Source organism: Sulfitobacter sp. HI0027 (assembly GCF_001634775.1).
GTDB lineage: Bacteria > Pseudomonadota > Alphaproteobacteria > Rhodobacterales > Rhodobacteraceae > Sulfitobacter.
Genome location: NZ_LWER01000345.1, coordinates 1 through 19,143, shown reverse-complemented (window position 1 = coordinate 19,143; position 19,143 = coordinate 1). Strand labels below are relative to the sequence as shown.

The 19,143-nt window shown below is 62.5% G+C and carries 13 protein-coding genes, 4 tRNA genes and 1 pseudogene; 11 read left to right on the top strand and 7 right to left on the bottom strand.

Annotated elements, in window-relative coordinates; all coding sequences use genetic code 11:
- The first annotated feature begins 19 nt into the window (after positions 1-19).
- On the top strand, positions 20-592 hold the full coding sequence (locus tag A3722_RS16705; RefSeq protein WP_067622389.1) for an MOSC domain-containing protein: 573 nt from the start codon (positions 20-22) through the stop codon (positions 590-592).
- Between the two features lie 86 nt (positions 593-678).
- Here A3722_RS16705 and A3722_RS16700 read toward each other — a convergent pair whose 3' ends face one another.
- Positions 679-1,185, bottom strand: coding sequence for a DUF992 domain-containing protein (locus A3722_RS16700; RefSeq protein ID WP_082849524.1), 507 nt, complete (start codon positions 1,183-1,185; stop codon positions 679-681).
- A gap of 263 nt (positions 1,186-1,448) precedes the next feature.
- On the opposite strand from A3722_RS16700, the gene A3722_RS16695 reads away from it, so the two are divergent.
- Entirely contained in the window at positions 1,449-1,985 is a 537-nt protein-coding gene (locus tag A3722_RS16695; RefSeq protein ID WP_150119960.1) for a flavin reductase family protein, read from the top strand.
- A 36-nt stretch (positions 1,986-2,021) separates the two neighbouring features.
- Here the strand turns inward: A3722_RS16695 and A3722_RS16690 are convergent, their stop codons facing one another.
- The 3 genes from A3722_RS16690 to A3722_RS16680 all read right to left on the bottom strand — a co-directional run bounded on the left by A3722_RS16690 (position 2,022) and on the right by A3722_RS16680 (position 8,557).
- Positions 2,022-6,362: a translocation/assembly module TamB domain-containing protein gene (locus tag A3722_RS16690; protein ID WP_067622397.1), complete on the bottom strand. Its 4,341-nt coding sequence runs from the start codon at positions 6,360-6,362 to the stop codon at positions 2,022-2,024.
- Entirely contained in the window at positions 6,362-8,176 is a 1,815-nt protein-coding gene (locus A3722_RS16685; RefSeq protein WP_067622400.1) for an autotransporter assembly complex protein TamA, read from the bottom strand. The genes A3722_RS16690 and A3722_RS16685 overlap by 1 nt, the downstream gene beginning before the upstream one ends.
- Positions 8,177-8,471: 295 nt before the next feature.
- Positions 8,472-8,557 (bottom strand) — tRNA-Leu (locus A3722_RS16680).
- Positions 8,558-8,777: 220 nt separating this feature from the next.
- Here A3722_RS16680 and A3722_RS16675 point away from each other — a divergent pair.
- The 5 genes from A3722_RS16675 to A3722_RS16655 all read left to right on the top strand — a co-directional run bounded on the left by A3722_RS16675 (position 8,778) and on the right by A3722_RS16655 (position 12,603).
- A complete protein-coding gene (locus A3722_RS16675; RefSeq protein WP_067622403.1) occupies positions 8,778-9,461 on the top strand; it encodes a DsbA family oxidoreductase in 684 nt (227 codons plus the stop codon).
- 46 nt (positions 9,462-9,507) lie between these two features.
- Positions 9,508-10,188 (top strand): lipoyl(octanoyl) transferase LipB, encoded by a 681-nt coding sequence (gene lipB / locus A3722_RS16670; RefSeq protein WP_067622406.1) that lies wholly within the window; start codon positions 9,508-9,510, stop codon positions 10,186-10,188.
- A gap of 186 nt (positions 10,189-10,374) precedes the next feature.
- Positions 10,375-12,048, top strand: a complete 1,674-nt coding sequence (gene ctaD / locus A3722_RS16665; protein ID WP_067622408.1) for a cytochrome c oxidase subunit I — start codon at positions 10,375-10,377, stop codon at positions 12,046-12,048.
- 247 nt (positions 12,049-12,295) lie between these two features.
- Positions 12,296-12,370, top strand: a tRNA-Gly gene (locus tag A3722_RS16660).
- Between the two features lie 158 nt (positions 12,371-12,528).
- Positions 12,529-12,603: transfer RNA gene (locus A3722_RS16655), tRNA-Gly, on the top strand.
- A gap of 251 nt (positions 12,604-12,854) precedes the next feature.
- On the opposite strand, the gene rlmB is transcribed toward A3722_RS16655, so the two are convergent.
- Positions 12,855-13,631 (bottom strand): 23S rRNA (guanosine(2251)-2'-O)-methyltransferase RlmB, encoded by a 777-nt coding sequence (gene rlmB, locus A3722_RS16650; RefSeq protein ID WP_067626569.1) that lies wholly within the window; start codon positions 13,629-13,631, stop codon positions 12,855-12,857.
- A gap of 112 nt (positions 13,632-13,743) precedes the next feature.
- On the opposite strand from rlmB, the gene A3722_RS24075 reads away from it, so the two are divergent.
- Positions 13,744-13,827: transfer RNA gene (locus A3722_RS24075), tRNA-Tyr, on the top strand.
- Between the two features lie 410 nt (positions 13,828-14,237).
- Here A3722_RS24075 and A3722_RS16645 read toward each other — a convergent pair.
- A complete protein-coding gene (locus tag A3722_RS16645) occupies positions 14,238-14,813 on the bottom strand; it encodes a hypothetical protein (protein WP_067626571.1) in 576 nt (191 codons plus the stop codon).
- Between the two features lie 93 nt (positions 14,814-14,906).
- Here A3722_RS16645 and A3722_RS16640 point away from each other — a divergent pair, with 93 nt between their 5' ends.
- Both A3722_RS16640 and A3722_RS16635 read left to right on the top strand, forming a co-directional pair.
- Positions 14,907-15,911: a hypothetical protein gene (locus A3722_RS16640; protein WP_067626574.1), complete on the top strand. Its 1,005-nt coding sequence runs from the start codon at positions 14,907-14,909 to the stop codon at positions 15,909-15,911.
- 77 nt (positions 15,912-15,988) lie between these two features.
- Positions 15,989-17,281, top strand: a complete 1,293-nt coding sequence (locus A3722_RS16635) for an O-acetylhomoserine aminocarboxypropyltransferase/cysteine synthase family protein (protein WP_067626576.1) — start codon at positions 15,989-15,991, stop codon at positions 17,279-17,281.
- A 51-nt stretch (positions 17,282-17,332) separates the two neighbouring features.
- Here the strand turns inward: A3722_RS16635 and A3722_RS16630 are convergent, their stop codons facing one another.
- Positions 17,333-18,034, bottom strand: a complete 702-nt coding sequence (locus A3722_RS16630) for an SIMPL domain-containing protein (protein WP_067626579.1) — start codon at positions 18,032-18,034, stop codon at positions 17,333-17,335.
- 151 nt (positions 18,035-18,185) lie between these two features.
- On the opposite strand from A3722_RS16630, the pseudogene A3722_RS16625 reads away from it, so the two are divergent.
- A pseudogene (locus A3722_RS16625) lies at positions 18,186-19,143 on the top strand (hypothetical protein); the annotation flags it as partial.

Genomic DNA, 19,143 nt, shown 5'->3' with positions numbered 1-19,143 from the left:
TGCCCTAAGAAAGAGAGACATGGACCAAACCGCCCCCCAGATACTGCCGCCCGCCACAGCAGCGGAATGTGACGCCGCCCTGCCGGATATCCTCTCCGCGCCCAAGGATGGGGCCGTCATAGAACAGCTCTGTTTCCGCTCTGATTACGGCCTGCGAGACCACCCCGATCATCTGGACCTGACCGTCGGCGAAGGCATCCGTGGCGAGCGTTGGACCAAGAAACCTTGGCTGACCCTGCCCGATGGCAGCCCCGACCCGCGGATACAGGTTTCGATCCTGCCCAAACGCATCATGGACCTCTGCTGGCGTGACCGCGCAAACACGCCCCATCCCGGCGATACGATGATCGTGGACATGGACCTTGGCCATGAGAACCTGCCCGTCGGCACACGGCTACAGGCCGGATCGGCGGTGCTAGAGGTGAGCGACAAGTTCAATACCGGCTGCACCAAATGGCGCGACAGATATGGCCAAGACAGCCTGCGCTGGATCAACCGAAAGGAAAACCGCCCCCACCGCCTGCGCGGTACCCTGTGCAAGATCGTGCAGGATGGCACCGTGCGGGTCGGCGATCAGCTCGCCAAACTTTGAGGTTTGGCGAAAAGCAAAGGCCGCCCCAAAGGGACGGCCTTACGTTCATTTCATATTTGTAAGCTCGGCTCTCGCCTTCCGCTGGCTTAGCCTTCGACGCGCTGCAGGTTGATCTCACCCACGCCCACAGCAAAGTTCACGCCGGTCTGGGTGTTCATGCTCAGCGGCTGAAGCGCCAGCGTGTTTTCCGAGCCACCAGTCATCAGGTTGGCACCTGCGCCGACACCAACGGTCGCCTCGGCGGAAACGCCTTTGTAGCTGCCGTTCAGACCACCTTCGTAGTATTCCTGCTCAATTGGGGCCAACACCAGCCAAGACATCTGGCCATTCTGGGTCTTGCCAATATCGACGCCCCAGCGGTTGATCTCACCGACATAGGTCTCATCTTCGAGACCTTCTTCGATGGGGTTGAAGGTACAGGTCAGCTCGCGGGTGGAGCCAAAGATAAAGCCGGTGCCATCGCCCACATCGCAAGACAGCGACCCGATCTCAGCGTGGTCTACGGTCTCATTGTCATCGGCCATCGCGGTGGAACCGAAAGCGGTGGCGCTCAAGAGGGCGGCGCCGAGGGTCAGTTTGGTTGCATGCATCATCTTTTGTCACTTTCCGGCGCGGCGTTGCGCGCCTTTTCTGCTTTGAACGGCATTCGGGTGCCTTGGACAGGCGGCGCAGATGACCTGCCCCGCCCCTTTCAGACAGCCAGCATCGACACCAGGTAGGGGCCGATGATGCCTCTCATCGCAGACCCAACGCCCATCCCCGGCTGGGGTTCCTGCCCGTGGCCACAGAGGCGAAATACCGCGCAGGGTGACGGGGCGCGCAACGCCCCGGCACCGCTGGACAAATCAGCCGCTACATGGCACCGCTTGTCGCTATGAGTGATGATCTGATCCCCTTCTCGCCCGACAGCGGCGATGCCCCAGCCCTGCGCCGTGCTTTTGGGCGTTTCGGCACCGGCGTGACCGTGGTGACCGTGAAAACCGCACAGGGCCCCTTGGGGATGACCGCGAATTCCTTCGCTTCGGTCTCGCTCGATCCGCCCTTGGTGCTGTGGTCGCCTGCGATTTCATCCAAACGGCACGACAGTTTCACCTCGGCCGCATCGTTCTGCATCCATGTCCTTGGCGCGGATCAAGAGGATTTGGCCCAGCGGTTCGCCGGTCAGGGTCACGACTTTTCCGGTTTCGATTGGACCGAAGATGCCGCAGGCGTGCCGACCTTTTCGGGCTGCCTTGCCCGGTTTCACTGCAACACCTACGCCGTGCATCCGGCGGGCGATCATTCGCTGATTTTGGGCCATGTGCAACAGGTTGCCCTGCGCGAGGATGGCGCGGCGGGGCTGATGTTCGACCAAGGCCGCTATGGCCAATTTACCCCGCGCGACGCGGATTGAACGCGGCCGAGGGCGCCCCGCAAGGCGCCCCCGTTCTCAGTAATCCCGCTCAAAGAAGATGCCGATGCTGCTGTCGCCATCCGAGCCAAGCGTGCCCTTGGCCGTCAGGCTTTCGGTAATGTCGAGGTTGAGGGAAACCTCGCCAGTCCCGTCAGAGGCCGCCGTGACATCGGTATAGACATTGTCGGTCAGGTATTTCCCAAGCCGCAGCGCCGTTGCACCGTCGTCGGTGGTGGTCACATCCAGATCGTCCAAGCCAAAGCCTTCGCGCAGGTTGCCGATCACCCCTTCGCCGCCACGGCCCGCAAGGGTCGCCACCGCACTGGCCAATTGCAGCGCTTGGAAGGCCGAGATTTCCGAGATGTTGCGACCAAAGAGCAGTTGCGACAGCACCTCATCTTGCGGTGCGGCGGGGGTGGATTCAAAGGTCACCTCTGGCTCATTCGCAGGGCCGCTGACGATGACACGCACCTCGCCCGCTTCGGTATCGGTCGAGGTCACAAAGCGGATATAGGGAATGAAATCGCCTTGAAACTGGACCGAGCCTTCGTCGAGCAAGAAGCGCTTGCCCAAGATATCCAGCCGCCCCCGGATCAGCTCAAACCGCCCGGCAGAGATGATCCGATTGGTGGTGCCGCTGAGGTTGAGCGAGCCGCCCAGTTCCGCATCAAGCCCGCGCCCGCGCACGAAAATCCGGTTGGGCGCGTTCAATTGCAGGTTCAGGCCAAAGCCGGGGCTAGAAGCATCCTCGGCAGGGTCTTCCCCCGCCTCGGCCCCCTCCAGCCCGGCCTTGCGCCGCGTTGCCAGAACATCGGCGGGCGCGTTGACATGGGTGATCTGCGGAATGTCCCCGATTGAGGTCAGCCCCGTTGCGGGCACCTGAATATTGGTCTCGCCTGCGTTGATCACCCCGGTGATCTGCGCCCCACCGCTTAAGGGGCCTGCAAGCCGCAGGTCGCCGTTCAGCGTGGTGCTGTAAAGGCTTGGGTCCGCATAGACGAGATTGCGCAGGGTCACGCTGATATCTGCAGGCAAGGCCGGTGTCAGGGTGATCCCCCCCGCCACGCGAAGCTCTCCGCCGTCGACTGCCTGACCGGTCACGTTCAACTGCGCCCGGTTGTTGCCAAGCTGGATATCCGCATTGATCCCGCGCAGCGCCAAGCGCAGGTTCGGCGCGGTGAACGTCGCGCCGCTGGTGGTGATGCGCCCACTGACCGAGGACAGCGCCGCCGGGCCGTTGATCTGCAAGTCAAACCGCGCCTGCCCCTGCAAGTTGCGCGGGGCGAGGAAGGGCCGTGACAGGCCAAGCGGCGCGTTGCCCGCGATATCAAGGTTCAGCGTCCCATCGGGGTTCACCAACCCAGCCACGGTCGCCTGCGTGCCGGCGGGGCCGTTGGCATTGGTGTCGATGCGCCAGGCCTCCCCCTCGCGCCGGGCCGAGCCTGCGACGCTCAGCGGGCCGTTCACCTGATCCACCAAGGCGCCGATGTCCGGCATGTTCAGCTGGAAATCGACCGCCGCATTGGGGCCTGTCACCAAGCCTTCGACCGTCGCCCGCGCGCCATAGGGGCCGCTGGCGCTTGCATCAAGCACCACCCCCGCATCGGTCTGGCGCGCCACGCCATTCGCGGCGAAAGAACCCGTGACGCTGGGCACCAGCGGGTTCACGTTGGGAACGGAGACGTCGAACCGCATTGAGACCTCACCGGTGACCAGCCCTTCGACCATGGCACTGCTGCCATAGGGGCCATCGGCGCTCACATCCACGGCGATCCCGTCTTCGGTTTGACGGATGTCGCCGGTGGCCGAAAGCGGGCCATTCACACCGGGGGCGATGGGGCTCAGGTCGGGCACCGACAGATCAAAGCTGAGCGCCATATTCGGACCGGTTGCCAGACCTTCGACCACGGCGCTGCTGCCGTAGGGGCCGGTCGCGGCGACATCCACGCCAATGCCATCCTCTTGCTGGCGGACGGTGCCCTGCGCGGCAAGCGGCCCGTTGACGCCGGGGGCCAGCGGGCTGACATCCGGCAAGGTCAGGTCAAAGCGCAGCGCCATGTCAGGGCCGGTTGCCAGCCCTTCCAGCGCAACGCGACTATCGTAGGGGCCATTGGCGATGGTATCGACGACAAACCCCTGTTCGGTCTGCTCCAACGTGCCACTGGCCTCAACCCCGCCGCTGATCTGCGGCACGAGGGGTTGGATATCTGGCAACGACAGGTCAAAGGCCACATCAACGCGCGGCGTGACCAGCCCCCTGACCGAGGCCTGCGCATCAAGCGGGCCGCTGGCGTCGGTGTTGATCTCCCAGCCCTGTGGTGTCTGGCGCAACTCGCCCTTGGCCGTGACAGGCCCGGTGATATCCGCGTCGGGTACGAAATCTTCGATCCGCGGGATATCTGCGGTGAAATCGATCTGCGCGTCCTCGCCCGTGGCCAAGCCCGACACGGTCAGCGCCGCGTCATAGGGGCCATCGGTGACCGCATCGACAACCCAGCCGCGCGTCTCTTGCACCGCTGTTGCCTTGACCGCGATGGGGCCTTCGTATTGCGGCAGGACCAGCCCGACATCGGCGAGCGTAAAGTCCAAAGCCGCGCGGCTGTCTTCGCTGCGCAACTCGACATTGCCGGTCAGATCAATCGCGTCGTTCTTGAGGTCCAGATCACGAAGATAAGTCCCGGTCTCATTGCGCTTTGCGACCATGCTGAGGCTGGTGCGCCCCGCCAGAACCGCATCGGCCTGTTCGATCCCGATCTCAAGGTCATCCGTCCCGCCCGCAATCGCCAGATCGAACATACCGCCCAAAGGCGTGACCGTCCCGTTCAGCGCCAGTGCCGTGGCGCCCGCGATATCGCGGCCCGCCAGCGCGGAAAAGCGACTGATATCCTGCGCTTCGAGCGTCATCTTCAACTGCGTGAGCAGCCCGGTATCCACCCCATCGATCGCCGCCTCGCCTGTCAGGCCATAGTCTTCCCCCGACAGGGTCAGCCCGTTGATCTCAATCGGTTCTCCTTCGACGAAACGAATCTCGGCGCTGCCAATGATCGCGTCCCCAATGGCCTCGGCGCTGGCCGGGTCGGTCAGCGACAGCCCCTCGGTGGCAAAGGTCACATCGCCAAGGAATTGGCCCAAACTGCCAAGGTCCCCTTCGAGGATCCCATCAAGCGCCAGTTGCGTCTGCGCGATTTGCAGCGCGCCCGTGTCCAGCCCTGTGATGTCGAACGCACTTTCAAAGCGGTCGCCATCGGCGGCATCGTAGTCCACGCGCAGGGTCACGGCTTCTACCCGCGTGCCCTCCCCCGAAATCGGCAAAAGGGTCGAAGTGCCATCGGGGTTTGCGATCCGGCCAGAGATGTCGATCAGGGTCGGCCACTTCTCTTGGTTCAGCATGACCTGCCCCTCCAGATCGACGGAATTCGCCGCAAGAGCAAAGCTGCTGACCTCAACGGCACCGTTGCTCTCAAGCAGCGCATCAACCGCCAACCGCACGTCTTCCCCGAAAAATTCGCGGTAGCGCGGAGCGAGCAGCGCAGTGATGTCGCCCCCGATATCGGCCTGAATGCGACGGTCAGGGGTTTCGCTGGCGCGGCGTGGGGTCTGCGTGCCAAGGGTCACTTGCCCGGCCAAACGCTCTTGCCCATCGGTGGCGATGGTCACATCGGTCGCGAAATCATCCAGCGGGCCCGCGCCTTCGACGGTCATCTGCACTGAAGGCTGCCCCGGCAGGTTCAGCAGTTTCGAGGCGATGCCTTCGGGGTCTTCGGTCAGGTTCAACAGCAGATCCAGCACGTTTTCCGTGCGGTCGAAATCTGCCTGAATGTCGAATTCACCCTTTTTGCCATCGGTCCGGCGGGCCTGAAAATCGACAATACCGACCGTATCGGTCAGCCGCGCATTGGCGCGAACCGAAAGCTGCGCGGCCTCACCCAAAATGGGCTCGCCCAGATTGATCTCATCTACGGAAAAGTCAGCGATTTCAATGGAAACGGGCAGATCGGGCAAGGCAAAGGGTTTGGCCTCGGCATCGGGCAGATCGACCTCATTGCTGACCGGCAGACGCTCAACATCCAGCCGCCCGGCGGTGAGTTGCTCAACCTCTAGCCGCCCGCGCAGCAGGGCCGAGCGGTTCCAATCCAGCACCACCTCTTCCAGTGTCAGCCAGATGCCATCGTCGTCCGAGATCGTCATCCGATCAAAGGAGGCTGCCGAACTCAGCGCCCCCGAAAACCCGTCGATGCTGACGGTGCGGCCCGCGCCACTCAGCGCATCCTGAATGGTCCGGGTGAGAAAGCCCTTATCATCATCCTGCGCAAAAGCCGGTGTGAGGCAGGCCAGATAGACGAAACTGGCGGTGAGAATCTGCAAAAACTGTCGCATTAAAACGCTTGTCCAATCCCGATATAGACTTGGAAATCTTCATCAACTTCCGGCCCCGACGTGGGCACGGCCACATCCAGACGGATCGGCCCGATGCCCGTGGCATAGCGCAGCCCCAGCCCCGCGCCGGAGTGCCAAGTCCCTGATCCGTCGTAGAATTCTTCTGACCCGATATAGCCCGCATCGGCAAAGCCCACGACGCCGATCTTCTGGGTCAGGGCCACGCGCGCTTCTGCCGAGAGGCCGACAAAGCTGCGCCCGCCCACGGTGTCGCCGCTTGCCAGATCAACCCCCAGCGACTGATAGGGCTGCCCGCGCACGGTGCCGCCCCCGCCAGAGTAAAACAGGTAATCCGCAGGCGCCTCGGAAAGGTCCGGCCCAGCGACGGAGCCAAGCTGCCCCCGGAAGGCCAGTGTCACGGGGCGCTCGGTTCCAAAGCTGCGGTAGTAACGCGCATCAAAATAGGTCCTCAGACCGCTTTCAGACCCCGACAGCGCGACGAAGGGTGTGATATTGGCATCGATGTAATAACCCTCCGTCGCGTCCAGTTCCTTGTCGCGGTAGTCAAACTCGGCTCCCAGCGGCAGGGTCAGCAGGGTGTATTGGTTGGTGCCGAACGCATCTTCTGTCTCGGCCACACGCAGGCCAAGGCCCGCAGAATAGGTGCGGTTTTGGTTAGCGATCCGCTCAATTCCCGCTTCCAGATCCAACTGACGCGAAAAGAAATTCACCTCGTCGAGCTGCTCTAGCGTGGCAAGCGCATAGAAATCGGTATCTTCGTTGAAGGTCGCCGGACGCTCGAACCGAGCGGAGAGCGCATAGTCTTCGCCGCCTGAGTTGCCGCCGATTCCTTCGACCTCAGCCGACAGACGCAGCCGTTCGGCCCCGCCCAGCAGATTGCGATGCAGCCAAAAGGTGCTCAACGTCAGCCCTTCGAGCGAAGACAGTTCCGCGCCAAACCCAAAGCGGCGCTTAGGCGCTTCTGTCACCTGCGCGGCAATGGGCAGCGTGTCATTGGGGCCAATCCGATCTGCTTCGATCAGGGCCACGGCATCAAACGCGCCGGTGCGGCGCAGCCGTTCGGTGGCCAGTTCCAACTCCTCGGGAGAGAAGACCTCCCCCTCCGGCAGCCCCGCGATCTCAATCAGGCGGGCGGTGCGCACGTCTTCGTTGCCGGTCACGGTCAGCGCACCAAAGCGCAGCCTTGGCCCCGGGGCGATCCGCAAGGCAGCGTCGATCTGCCGTTCACGGTGTTTGGCCACAAGATCCTGATCGGCCAATTCCGCCTTTGCGTGGCCCACATCGCGCCAGCCGCTGACCCCGGCCGAGACGGTTTCCTTGAGCACACCAAGGCTCGCAGTTTCGCCGCTGGCGAAACCCTCCGGCAGTTCGGTACCGGGGGCAACGGGCGCGATACGGGCCGCGCCAAAGCGGAACTTTGGCCCCGGGTCTACGGTGATCACGGCGCGGTCAATGCGGCGCGGCGGCTGCACCGGGGGAATCGCGGCGGCATCGACGCCGTCCAATGTGATTTTAAGCGTCGGCCCGAAATACCCATTGTCGTAAAGCAACGCCAAAAGCCTGCCATAGTCCGCCTGCGCTGCGGCGACCAATTCCTGCGGTGTGGCCGGTTCGGCATCCTCATCGGTTTGCTCGGCCAGCAGCGACCCGTCGCGCAGGGTGGCATAAAGCTCTGAATCATCGTCGATACCGGTGATGGCCAGTTCTGCCGCCTGCGCCGCAGCCCCCCCACCAAGAAGAAGTCCAAGGGCGAGACAATACGCCGCCCCTTGAGTCTGCCCTTGTTGCGCCACGCGCTACCCTCCTTGCGTTTCGTCACCCCGGTTTTCGCGCCGGTTTTCCTTAGCCCGCTCAGCACGAGCCTTTTTCTCATCAACCGTTAAACGGCATTGCCGCCTTGGCTGCAAACATTCTGCCGGGGCAATCGCGGTATGAGAGCCCTGTTCGCCCGCCTCGCACAGAAGTGGACCGCAAAATCGGCAAAATACCGCGCAGCAAAGTGTAGTCTGCACGCGACGAGAGACGAGGGCTGAAATGAGTTTTCTTTTTTGGGTGATCCAACCATCGCTTTGCCATTGCAAAGCATGGTGGTGCGGTCGGAGAGACTCGAACTCTCACGGGTGTTACCCCACAGCGACCTCAACGCTGCGCGTCTACCATTCCGCCACGACCGCACGCCATGGTTGGTGGGCGGGGTTTAGCCAAAGACCAAGGGCTTGTGAAGAGGCAATCGGCAAAATTTTTCAGTGAGTTTCAGAAACCGAGTTAAGCCCCTATTTTCCTGGGGCCACTTCGCTGATCACAATCCCTTCAATGCCCTGCAATCTGACACCTCAGACGTTGAAACGTCGCGCCCGGCAAGCCATCTGTGGACCAAGCAACAAGGAACACGCCATGCCCGTAGATACCGCCACGCCCTCAACTGACGCCCCCACCGTGCAGATCGACATCGTGTCGGATGTCATGTGCCCTTGGTGTATCGTTGGCTACAAACAACTCGAACAAGCGCTCGGCGCGGTCGGTGTGGGCGCATATCTGCGCTGGCATCCCTTTGAGTTGAACCCGCAGATGCAAGCCGAAGGCCAAAACATGGCCGAACATCTGGCCGAGAAATACGGCTCAACCCCCGCGCAATCGGTCGAGAATCGCAAGCGGCTGTCCCAAATGGGCAGCGACTTGGGCTTTGCCTTCAACTTTTCTGACGACACGCGGATGCAGAATACATTCGCCGCGCATCAGTTGCTCACTTGGGCGCAGGCCAAGGGGCTGCAACACCCGCTCAAAATGGCGCTCTTCGATGCGCATTTCACGCAAGGGCACAATGTGAATGATCCCGACGTGCTGGCCGATGTCGCGGCCTCCGTCGGGCTGGACCGCAGCGAGGCGCTGGAGGTGCTCAGCAGCGGCAGCTTCGCCGAACAAACCCGCGAAGCGCAGCAATTTTGGACCTCGCGCGGCATTTCCGGCGTGCCGTCGATGATTTTTGAGGGCAAATACCTCGTAACCGGAGCGCAAGGGGCCGACAATTATGCCCAGATGCTCCGCAAGGTTCTGGAAGAACGCGACGCCGCCGCCTGACGCAGAGCCTCTGGCGGTGCGGCGCGGGTCTTGCTAAGGCATCCCTATGGTTGAATGGATCATCAGCGACGGCTTGACCGATTACCGCACCGCCGAGGCGTGGATGGAGGCGCGCGCCACCGCCATCGCCGCGGGCGAAGCCGAGGAATGCATCTGGCTGGTAGAGCACCCCTCGCTCTACACCGCGGGCACCTCGGCGCGTGCCGAAGACCTGACAGAGCCGGACCGCTTTCCCGTCTATCCCACCCGGCGCGGCGGGCAGTACACCTATCACGGACCGGGCCAGCGCGTGGCCTATGTGATGCTGAACGTCGCCGCACGGGGCCGCGATGTCCGCTGTTTCGTGCGCCAGCTTGAAAATTGGGTGATCGCCACATTGGATCAATTCAACCTGCGCGGCGAGGTTCGCCCTGGGCGTGTCGGCGTTTGGGTACAGCGGCCCGAGAAACCCGCCCAGCCCAATGGCAGCCCCGCCGAAGATAAGATCGCCGCGATTGGAATCAGGCTGCGCAAATGGGTCAGCTTCCACGGCATCAGCATCAATGTTGAACCGGAGCTCAGCCATTTTGGCGGCATCGTGCCCTGCGGCATCACGAACCATGGGGTGACCTCACTGGTCGATCTGGGTCTGCCCGTGACGATGGACGATGTCGATCTGGCCCTGCGCGCCACCTTCGATGATGTCTTTGCAAATGACCCCTCCGCCAGCTGCGACATCGCCTCCTGAGAGAGGCAAAGCGCGCGCCAAGCGGCGTTAGAACCCGAATATACGTCGATAGCCGCAGCGGAAAAAATACCCTCCCTGCGACCATCGCGCCCATTGCCCCCGCGAGACGGTCGCTCTAAAACGGGCGCGACACCGCATGTGCCGCCTCTGGCGCCATGTGTCCAATTCATTTGCAGGAGGCACCGCATGGCAGACGCAGCCATTCACGGCCAAGATCATCACGACGACCGGGGGTTCTTTACCCGGTGGTTCATGTCCACAAACCACAAAGACATCGGTATCCTTTATCTGATCGTCTCGGCCTTGGTCGGTCTTATCTCGGTGGCATTCACCGTTTACATGCGCCTTGAGCTCATGAACCCCGGCGTTCAATACATGTGTATGGAAGGCGCGCGTTTCATCGCGGATAGCTCTGCCGCCTGTACGCCCAACGGCCACCTGTGGAACGTGCTGATCACCGGCCACGGCATCCTGATGATGTTCTTCGTCGTGATTCCCGCCCTCTTTGGCGGTTTCGGCAACTACTTCATGCCGCTGCAAATCGGTGCGCCGGATATGGCGTTCCCGCGGATGAACAACCTCAGCTTCTGGCTCTATGTCGCGGGCACCACCCTGGCAGTCTGCTCGCTGCTGACACCGGGTGGCAATGGCCAACTGGGGTCCGGCGTGGGTTGGGTGCTCTACCCGCCGCTCTCCGTGCGCGAAGCAGGCATGTCGATGGACTTCGCGATCTTCGCGGTCCACGTCTCGGGTGCCTCGTCGATCCTCGGCGCGATCAACATGATCACCACCTTCTTGAACATGCGTGCCCCCGGCATGACCCTGTTCAAAGTGCCGCTCTTCGCATGGTCGATCTTCGTTACAAGCTGGCTGATCCTTCTCTCCCTGCCAGTTCTGGCGGGCGCGATCACCATGCTGCTGATGGACCGCAACTTCGGCTTCGCCTTCTTCGATCCTGCAGGCGGTGGTGACCCGATCCTCTACCAGCACATCCTGTGGTTCTTCGGTCACCCGGAAGTTTACATCATCATCTTGCCCGGCTTCGGCATCATCTCCCACGTCATCGCGACCTTCTCGCGCAAACCAGTCTTCGGCTACCTGCCGATGGTCTGGGCGATCATCGCGATTGGCGCTCTGGGCTTCGTCGTTTGGGCGCACCACATGTACACCGTGGGCATGACCCTGAACCAGCAGGCCTACTTCATGCTGGCCACCATGGTCATCGCGGTGCCGACAGGGGTAAAGGTCTTTAGCTGGATCGCCACCATGTGGGGCGGCTCCATCGAGTTCAAAACACCGATGCTCTGGGCCTTTGGCTTCCTGTTCCTCTTCACCGTCGGTGGCGTCACCGGCATCGTGCTGAGCCAGGCTGCCGTGGACCGCGCCTATCACGACACCTACTACGTCGTGGCGCACTTCCACTATGTGATGTCGCTCGGTGCCGTCTTCGCCATCTTCGCAGGCATCTACTTCTACCTGCCCAAGATGACAGGCCGCATGTACCCCGAATGGGCCGGCAAGCTGCACTTCTGGGCGATGTTCATCGGCGCCAACCTGACCTTCTTCCCCCAGCACTTCTTGGGCCGTCAGGGCATGCCACGCCGCTACATCGACTACCCCGAGGCCTTCGCCTACTGGAACCAGTGGTCCTCGATCGGTGCCTTCCTCAGCTTCGCCTCCTTCCTGTTCTTCTTCGGGATCATGGCCTACACGCTGACCCGCGGCGCCCGCTCCACAGCGAACAACCCGTGGAACGAATTTGCGGACACGCTGGAATGGACCCTGCCCAGCCCACCGCCCGAACACACGTTCGAGCAGCTTCCAAAACAGGAAGACTGGGACAAACAGCACAGCCACTAAGCTTTGCCAAAATCATCAAAGGCCCCGCCCCCGCGCGGGGCCTTTTCTTTTTGCCCCTAAAGCCCGCTCACCGCCCCAATCAGCCCTCCACATTAACCCGCACCGCCCCCTCATCTTCATCCTTTTTCAAATACCTCGGGGGTCCGGGGGCGGCGCCCCCGCCCTGCGCAATTTTTTCCACTAAAAACCACATTTCTCTCTTGAAGCCCCCCGCCCCAATGGGTATTTCGCCCTCACCAGACGGTAAGCGGGCGTAGCTCAGGGGTAGAGCATAACCTTGCCAAGGTTAGGGTCGGGCGTTCGAATCGCCTCGCCCGCTCCATCTGGTTTTCACAGGGTCGCATCTTCGGATGCGGCCCTTTGTGCTTTCTGGTCCCTAATTCACGCAGCCCAACAAATCTCGCGCTTTCCCCGCATCACGGTAATTTTCCCCCTTGCAGCCCCCTGCGCGAATGGGTATTCCCCCCTCACCAACCGGATGCGGGCGTAGCTCAGGGGTAGAGCATAACCTTGCCAAGGTTAGGGTCGGGCGTTCGAATCGCCTCGCCCGCTCCAGGTTGATCCTACCACCCCGTAGGAGACGCAAAGCCGCCCCTCGGGGCGGCTTTTGTGTATCTCGCCCCCACATAAAAAAACGCCCCATGACGAACACGGGGCGTAAGGTACGGAACGAGGGACAGTAGGTGGCCGGCAGGCGTTCCGGGCCTGCGGTCACCTTTAAATTTAGGAACCCTTGGCCGTTTTCAAAGGGGCTGGACCCTGTCGCCCCGCCCCCTGCCCGGTTTTGAGCCAGTTCTTGCCGATTCTCAGCCCCCGACCCGGCTGGCATATAGCGCAATCGCCGCGGCGTTAGAGACATTGAGCGACCCAAATCCGCCCGCCGCATCGATCCGCACCAGCGCATCCACGGTCTCGCGGGTCTTCTCCCGCAGCCCCGGACCCTCGGCCCCCAGAACCAGCGCCACAGGGCGGTCACGGCGGCCCTCTACGGCGCCCTCGATGGTCTGTGTGGCCTCTCCATCCAGCCCCAGCACCAGATACCCCATATCCTGCAGGGCGCGGATCGCATCGGCGAGGTTGCGCACCCGCAGATAGGGCTGACGCTCCAACGCGCCGCTGGCGGTCTTGGCCAACGCGCCGGTCTCAGGCGCGGAGTGGTGCTTGGTGCCGATGACCGCCGAAGCGCCCAAGACTTCAGCCGAGCGGAGAATCGCGCCGACGTTATGCGGATCGGTCACCCGGTCGAGCAACAGCAGCCGCGGTGCGGAATCACCGATAGCGACATCCTCCAACCGGCCCCAGTTCAGCGGCTTCACTTCCAGCACTGCACCCTGGTGAACGGAGTTGGGATCGAGCGGCGGACGGAACTTGCGCGGATCGACGACCTGCGGCGTGATTCCCGCCTCTGCGATGGCATCCTCCAACTTGGCTTGGGCATTCGGAGTTACCATCAGCTGCAATTTTTCGCGGTTCGGATTCATCAGCGCATCGCGGACCGCATGGAGACCAAAAAGCCAGACCGTCTGCGCCGCTTCGGCCTTCTTGTCCTGCTCTTTTTGCACGACCCATTTGGGTTTCTTCATCTCTTTATCCTTTCGTGCGATTTCCCCGACTTTTCTCAGGAATTCGCCTTGACGCTTCTTTGGGTCGCTTGTAATCACGCCCCCACGTCAGGTGCAATGCACAGGACAAAGTGGGCGACAGGCCGCAAGGTGTGGCAGGGGACTGTAACTCCCTCGCGGAGACGCACGCCTGGTTCGATTCCAGGGTCGCCCACCACTTTCTCCTTTGTAGATGACCCCGGAACCACGCGAGCGATACGCCCGTGGCCACCGATCGATCCGCCGGATCGATCCTGCGTGCTACAGCCATTTGGCAGGGCCCGCCTGCGGCTCCCTCGCGGAGACGCACGCCTGGTTCGATTCCAGGGTCGCCCACCACTTTCTCCTCCGTAGATGACCGCGGAACCACGCGAGCGATACGCCCGTGGCCACCGATCGATCCCCCGGATCGATCCTGCGTGCTACAGCCATGTGGCAGGGCCCGCCTGCGGCTCCCTCGCGGAGACGCACGCCTGGTTCGAGTCCAGTGTCGCCCACCACTTTCTCCTTCTACGATGACACTGATTTCCGCCACCGCTACGGTCGTGGCGTTGGTTCAATCCTGTACGCGACGGCAACGTACCCGCCTCACGGGATCAGCACATCCCCCCGCGAAAACGCCTCAAGCTCCATGCTGAGATCGTCGTATACCAATTGAACCCGAACCGTCTGAACAGACCCGAGGTCGAATGTCAGATACGGCTGCGGATCGTCATCCAGAATCGCATTGGGCGAAGGCAGCGCCTCGTGGCAGGGGGGCATCGGCCAGTCCTGCATCGGCGCGTCGTTGACCGCGATCGCCATGGCGGCCAGCCCGCATCGCCAGCTCCACAAATGTGTGACATAGACGAGGTCCTGCCCGTCATACTCCCGCACCGCGATCCAACTGCCGCGCGTGGCGTTCAGGATCGGCTTCACCTCCGCGGCGGTTGTGAACCGGCCCGTGGGGGTCTGATCTTCGGCAACCAATCCGGGGGGCACGGCCGCCATGTGGAACGCCCGCGGCGGTTCTGCGGGTGCGAGAGGTGCTGCCGGACTGGCCGGTGCTGCGGGGCGCGCCGGGGCCTGCACCGTCATCGGCGCATCGGGTCGGCCAACCCCGTCCAAAGGCGCGGCTGATCCGCCGAAGCTGATCGCGATCACGGCAAAGACAAAATCGAACATTCCGAACCCTCCTGCAGGCCGCTCAATTTGCTGGCTTTTGCCAAGAGACGCCTGCCCCTATACTGGCTAAAAAACATGAGGCCGCACATAAGTATGACACGCAATTCGCGTTCCCCGCAAATTTTCAACGTCGTCATCGTGGGGCAACAGGGCCGGCTGGCATATGAGGCGCTACTCTTTGCCGCCTCTCTGCGCCATTCCTGCCCGCAGTTCCAAGGCCGCCTGCTGATCGCCGAGCCGCAGCCCGGACCGCTTTGGGACAACGACCCGCGCATCACCGATACCGCGCTGCGTGAGGCGCTGAGCGACCTTGGGGCAGAGTTCATCCCCTTCGAGAGCCAGCATTTCGGCAGCGCCTACCCCTATGGCAACAAAATCGAGATGCTCAGCGCCCTGCCCGCGGGTGAACCCTTTGTTTTCTTTGACACAGATACGCTGATCACTGGCGATCTGGCGGCCGTGCCTTTTGATTTCAACCGGCCATCGGCCTCCCTGCGGCGCGAAGGGACATGGCCTGAGCCGCAGCTTTACGGGCCGGGCTATACCGCGCTTTGGAAGTCGCTTTACGACAAGTTCGACCTCGACTTCGCCAGCAGCCTCGACCTGAGCCAGCCGGACGAATATTGGCGCCGTTATCTCTATTTTAACGCCGGGTTCTTCTACTACCGCTGCCCGCACGAATTTGGCGCGCTGTTTTTGCGCTATGCGCTGGCGGTACGGGATGATCCTCCTGTGGAACTCTGCGCGCAGAGCTTCGACCCATGGCTCGACCAGATCGTGCTGCCGCTGGTGATCCACGCCCTCGGCGGCGGGCGGGATGCCCTGCCCTCCGGCTTGCTGGATGGCTCGGTGACTTGCCACTACCGTTTTCTGCCGCTGCTCTATGCCCGCGAAAGCGACCATGCGATTGAGGTTCTAGAGACCATCACCGCCCCCAACCAGATGAAAAAGCTGCTCAAGCAGCGCGATGCGTTCAAGCGGATGGTCTATCAGGGGCGCGGCGCCAAGGTGCGCGCGCTCTTTGATCAAGACAACCTGCCGCGCCGCGAACAGGCGATCCGCAACCGGATCAAATCCAACGGTTTTTGGATGCGCTGAGCGATCCGTCCCCCGTTGTCTGAACGGTTCTTTGCGCCTAGGCTGCGCGAAATCCATTTTTCTGAGAGGACAGACCAATGGCCGATAGCCCCAAACATCAATTTGATACGTTGCAGATTCACGCAGGCGCCACGCCCGACCCGGCCACCGGTGCGCGACAAACGCCGATCTACCAGACCACGGCCTATGTCTTTCGCGATGCCGACCACGCGGCGGCTCTCTTTAACCTGCAAGAGGTGGGTTACATCTATTCGCGCCTGACCAATCCCACCAACGCCGTCCTGCAAGAGCGGATTGCCACGCTCGAAGGCGGTGTGGGGGCGGTCTGCTGCTCCTCGGGTCACGCGGCGCAGATCATGGCGCTGTTCCCGTTGATGGGGCCGGGCAAGAATATCGTCGCCTCCACCCGTCTTTATGGCGGCACGGTCACGCAGTTCAGCCATACGATCAAACGCTTTGGCTGGTCCTGCAAGTTTGTCGACTTCGACGATCCGCAAGCCGTCGCCGATGCGATCGACGACGACACCCGCGCGGTCTTTGGTGAGGCCATCGCCAACCCCGGCGGCTATATCATGGATGTGCGCGCCATCGCCGATGTGGCCGATGCGGCGGGCATTCCGCTGATCATCGACAACACCAGCGCCACGCCCTACCTCTGCCGCCCGATTGAACACGGCGCGACGCTGGTGGTGCATTCGACCACAAAATACCTCACCGGGAACGGCACCGTCATGGGCGGCTGCGTCGTGGATTCGGGCAAGTTCGACTGGTCCGCTAATGACAAGTTTCCCTCGCTTAGCCAGCCTGAGGAAGCCTATCACGGGATGAAGTTCCACGAGACCTTCGGCGCTATGGCCTTCACCTTCCACGGCATCGCCATCGGGCTGCGCGATCTGGGCATGACGATGAACCCACAGGCGGCGCATTACACGCTGATGGGGATCGAAACCCTGTCACTGCGGATGGACCGCCATGTGCAGAACGCGGTGAAGGTTGCCGAATGGCTCGAACAGGACGACCGCGTTGATTACGTCACCTACGCCGGGCTGAAGTCATCGCCCTATCACGAGCGGATGCAAAAGGTCTGTCCCAAGGGCGCGGGCGGGCTTTTCACCTTTGCGGTCAAAGGCGGTTATGACGCCTGTGTGAAACTGGTGAACAGCCTCGAGATCTTTAGCCATGTGGCGAACTTGGGCGATACGCGCTCGCTGATCATCCACTCGGCATCGACCACCCACCGACAGCTGACGCAAGAGCAGCAAGAAGCGGCAGGGGCCGGGCCGGGCGTGGTGCGCATCTCAATCGGGACAGAAGACGCCGACGATCTGATCGCCGATCTCGATCAAGCGCTGACCAAAGCGACCAGCTAAACCTTCGCCCCCGCCGATCACCTCGGCGGGGGAACTTTCATCCAAGGCGGCTTACTGCCCCGGCGCAATCGCGAAGGTCATGGAGACCTCGGCCTGCAGCTCGACCTCGCCTTCGGCCACGGCGCTGTCCATCGCCATGCCCATGCGGGCGGCCTCGAACATCTTGGGCTGGGAATGCGAATTCTCGGTCATGCGGATCAGCGTGCCCAGCTTCACCCCCGCGGCATCGGCCAGTTGTCGGGCGCGTTCGGTAGCATCGGCAACTGCGGCTTTGCGCGCTTCGGCCAGCGCGTCTTTCGGATCTTGAAGACCAAATTCCAAACCGTTGAAATCATTCGCACCTTCGTCGATCACCGCGTCCATCATCGCGCCGAGACGGTCCAGATCGCGGACCTTTACGGTCACCGAATTACCCGCCTGATAGCCGGTGATGCGCGGCGGCGTGCCATTTTCGACGGGGCGGCGGTCATGCACGGGGCGGAGGTAGAAGCGGCTGGTCTGACGGTCCTTCGCCGCGATGCCCTGCGCGTCAAGCTGGGTCAGGATCGCAGATACCGCTTCGGTCACCTTGTCCATCGCGGCTTTGGCGGTCTCGGCCTCTTCGGTCACGCCCAGCGTGATCGTCGCCATGTCGGGCGCGGCGGCGATGCTGCCTTGGCCGGTGACGATAATCCCCTCTTCCGGTCCCTCCTGGGCCGAGACCAGCCCCGCCCCCGCCATCCACGCCAGTGCCACCCAATTCATCAGTCGCATGTTCGTTCCTTTCCGTGCATCAATGCGCCGCCATTTGCCCATTGCGGGCCCCCGCTGACAAGCACCTGCGCGGCGCGCACCCTTCCCTTGGGCGAACTCCTGCTCTATCCTTCGCGAAGACTGCGGCGCGTCTGTAAGTGCGCCCGACCCCATGCTAAAGTCGACCCCGATGAAGCCGAATTTTACCCTCTCCCTGTCGTTCGACGGCATTCGTTTGCTCCACCGCACATCAGGCGGCTGGCAGCTTGTTGGTGAAGTGGCGCTCGACAGCGCCGATCTGGCGGCGGAACTGGCGGTCTTGCGCAAAACCGCCACAGCGTTGGAGCCCGGCGGGCTGCGCAGCCTGCTGCTGATCCCGGATGCGCAGATCAAATACCTTGCCATCGACACCGCCGGAATGGACACCGCCGCCCGCCGTGCCACAGCGGCGGAGGCGCTTGAGGGGGCAACGCCCTATCCGGTGGCTGATCTGGTGTTCGACGTCCACGCCGATGGCGCGCAAAGCCATGTGGCCGCCGTGGCCCGCGAAACCTTGGAAGAGGCCGAAGCCTTTGCGGTGGAGCACCGTTTCCACCCTGTCAGCTTTGCCGCCGCCCCTGCCGCCGAGGCGTTTGTAGGTGTGCCGCATTTCGGCATGACCCAAGCCGCATCGGCGCTTTTGGACCCCGGCGAAACCGTGACCCCCGAAGCGGAACCCATCGTGATCTCCGGCGTGATGAGCGCGCCTGCGGGGCCGATCGTCGACACGGATGAGACAACGCCCGTGGCCGACACACCGGTGGCCAACACACCGGTGGCCGATACGCCCGTGGCTGACACACCCGTAGCGGAACCTGATCTCGTCGCTACGCCCGAAGAGACACCGCTGCCGGCAGAGGAAAACCTGCCCGAGTTGGCCACCCCTGAGGAATCGCCGGAAACACCCCCGGCGGCGTTGGAGCCGACCCCCAAAGAGACGCCCCCGCTCCTTGAGGAAAACCTGGCCGCGCTGGACGCGGCAATGGTCCCTGCGGCAAAGGAAACAGAAGCGTCAGCCCCCGCGGCGGAAGCAGAACTGGCCCCCACGCCAAAAGAAACGCCACCGCCCCTGAAAGAGGACCTGCCCGCGC

Bases quoted from the DNA above. Each gene is read 5' to 3' on its own strand.
- A3722_RS16705 (WP_067622389.1), top strand. From the start codon at position 20: ATGGACCAAACCGCCCCCCAGATACTGCCGCCCGCCACAGCAGCGGAA.
- A3722_RS16700 (WP_082849524.1), bottom strand. From the start codon at position 1,185: ATGATGCATGCAACCAAACTGACCCTCGGCGCCGCCCTCTTGAGCGCC.
- A3722_RS16695 (WP_150119960.1), top strand. From the start codon at position 1,449: ATGGCACCGCTTGTCGCTATGAGTGATGATCTGATCCCCTTCTCGCCC.
- A3722_RS16690 (WP_067622397.1), bottom strand. From the start codon at position 6,362: ATGCGACAGTTTTTGCAGATTCTCACCGCCAGTTTCGTCTATCTGGCC.
- A3722_RS16675 (WP_067622403.1), top strand. From the start codon at position 8,778: ATGCCCGTAGATACCGCCACGCCCTCAACTGACGCCCCCACCGTGCAG.
- lipB (WP_067622406.1), top strand. From the start codon at position 9,508: ATGGTTGAATGGATCATCAGCGACGGCTTGACCGATTACCGCACCGCC.
- ctaD (WP_067622408.1), top strand. From the start codon at position 10,375: ATGGCAGACGCAGCCATTCACGGCCAAGATCATCACGACGACCGGGGG.
- rlmB (WP_067626569.1), bottom strand. From the start codon at position 13,631: ATGAAGAAACCCAAATGGGTCGTGCAAAAAGAGCAGGACAAGAAGGCC.
- A3722_RS16645 (WP_067626571.1), bottom strand. From the start codon at position 14,813: ATGTTCGATTTTGTCTTTGCCGTGATCGCGATCAGCTTCGGCGGATCA.
- A3722_RS16640 (WP_067626574.1), top strand. From the start codon at position 14,907: ATGACACGCAATTCGCGTTCCCCGCAAATTTTCAACGTCGTCATCGTG.
- A3722_RS16635 (WP_067626576.1), top strand. From the start codon at position 15,989: ATGGCCGATAGCCCCAAACATCAATTTGATACGTTGCAGATTCACGCA.
- A3722_RS16630 (WP_067626579.1), bottom strand. From the start codon at position 18,034: ATGCGACTGATGAATTGGGTGGCACTGGCGTGGATGGCGGGGGCGGGG.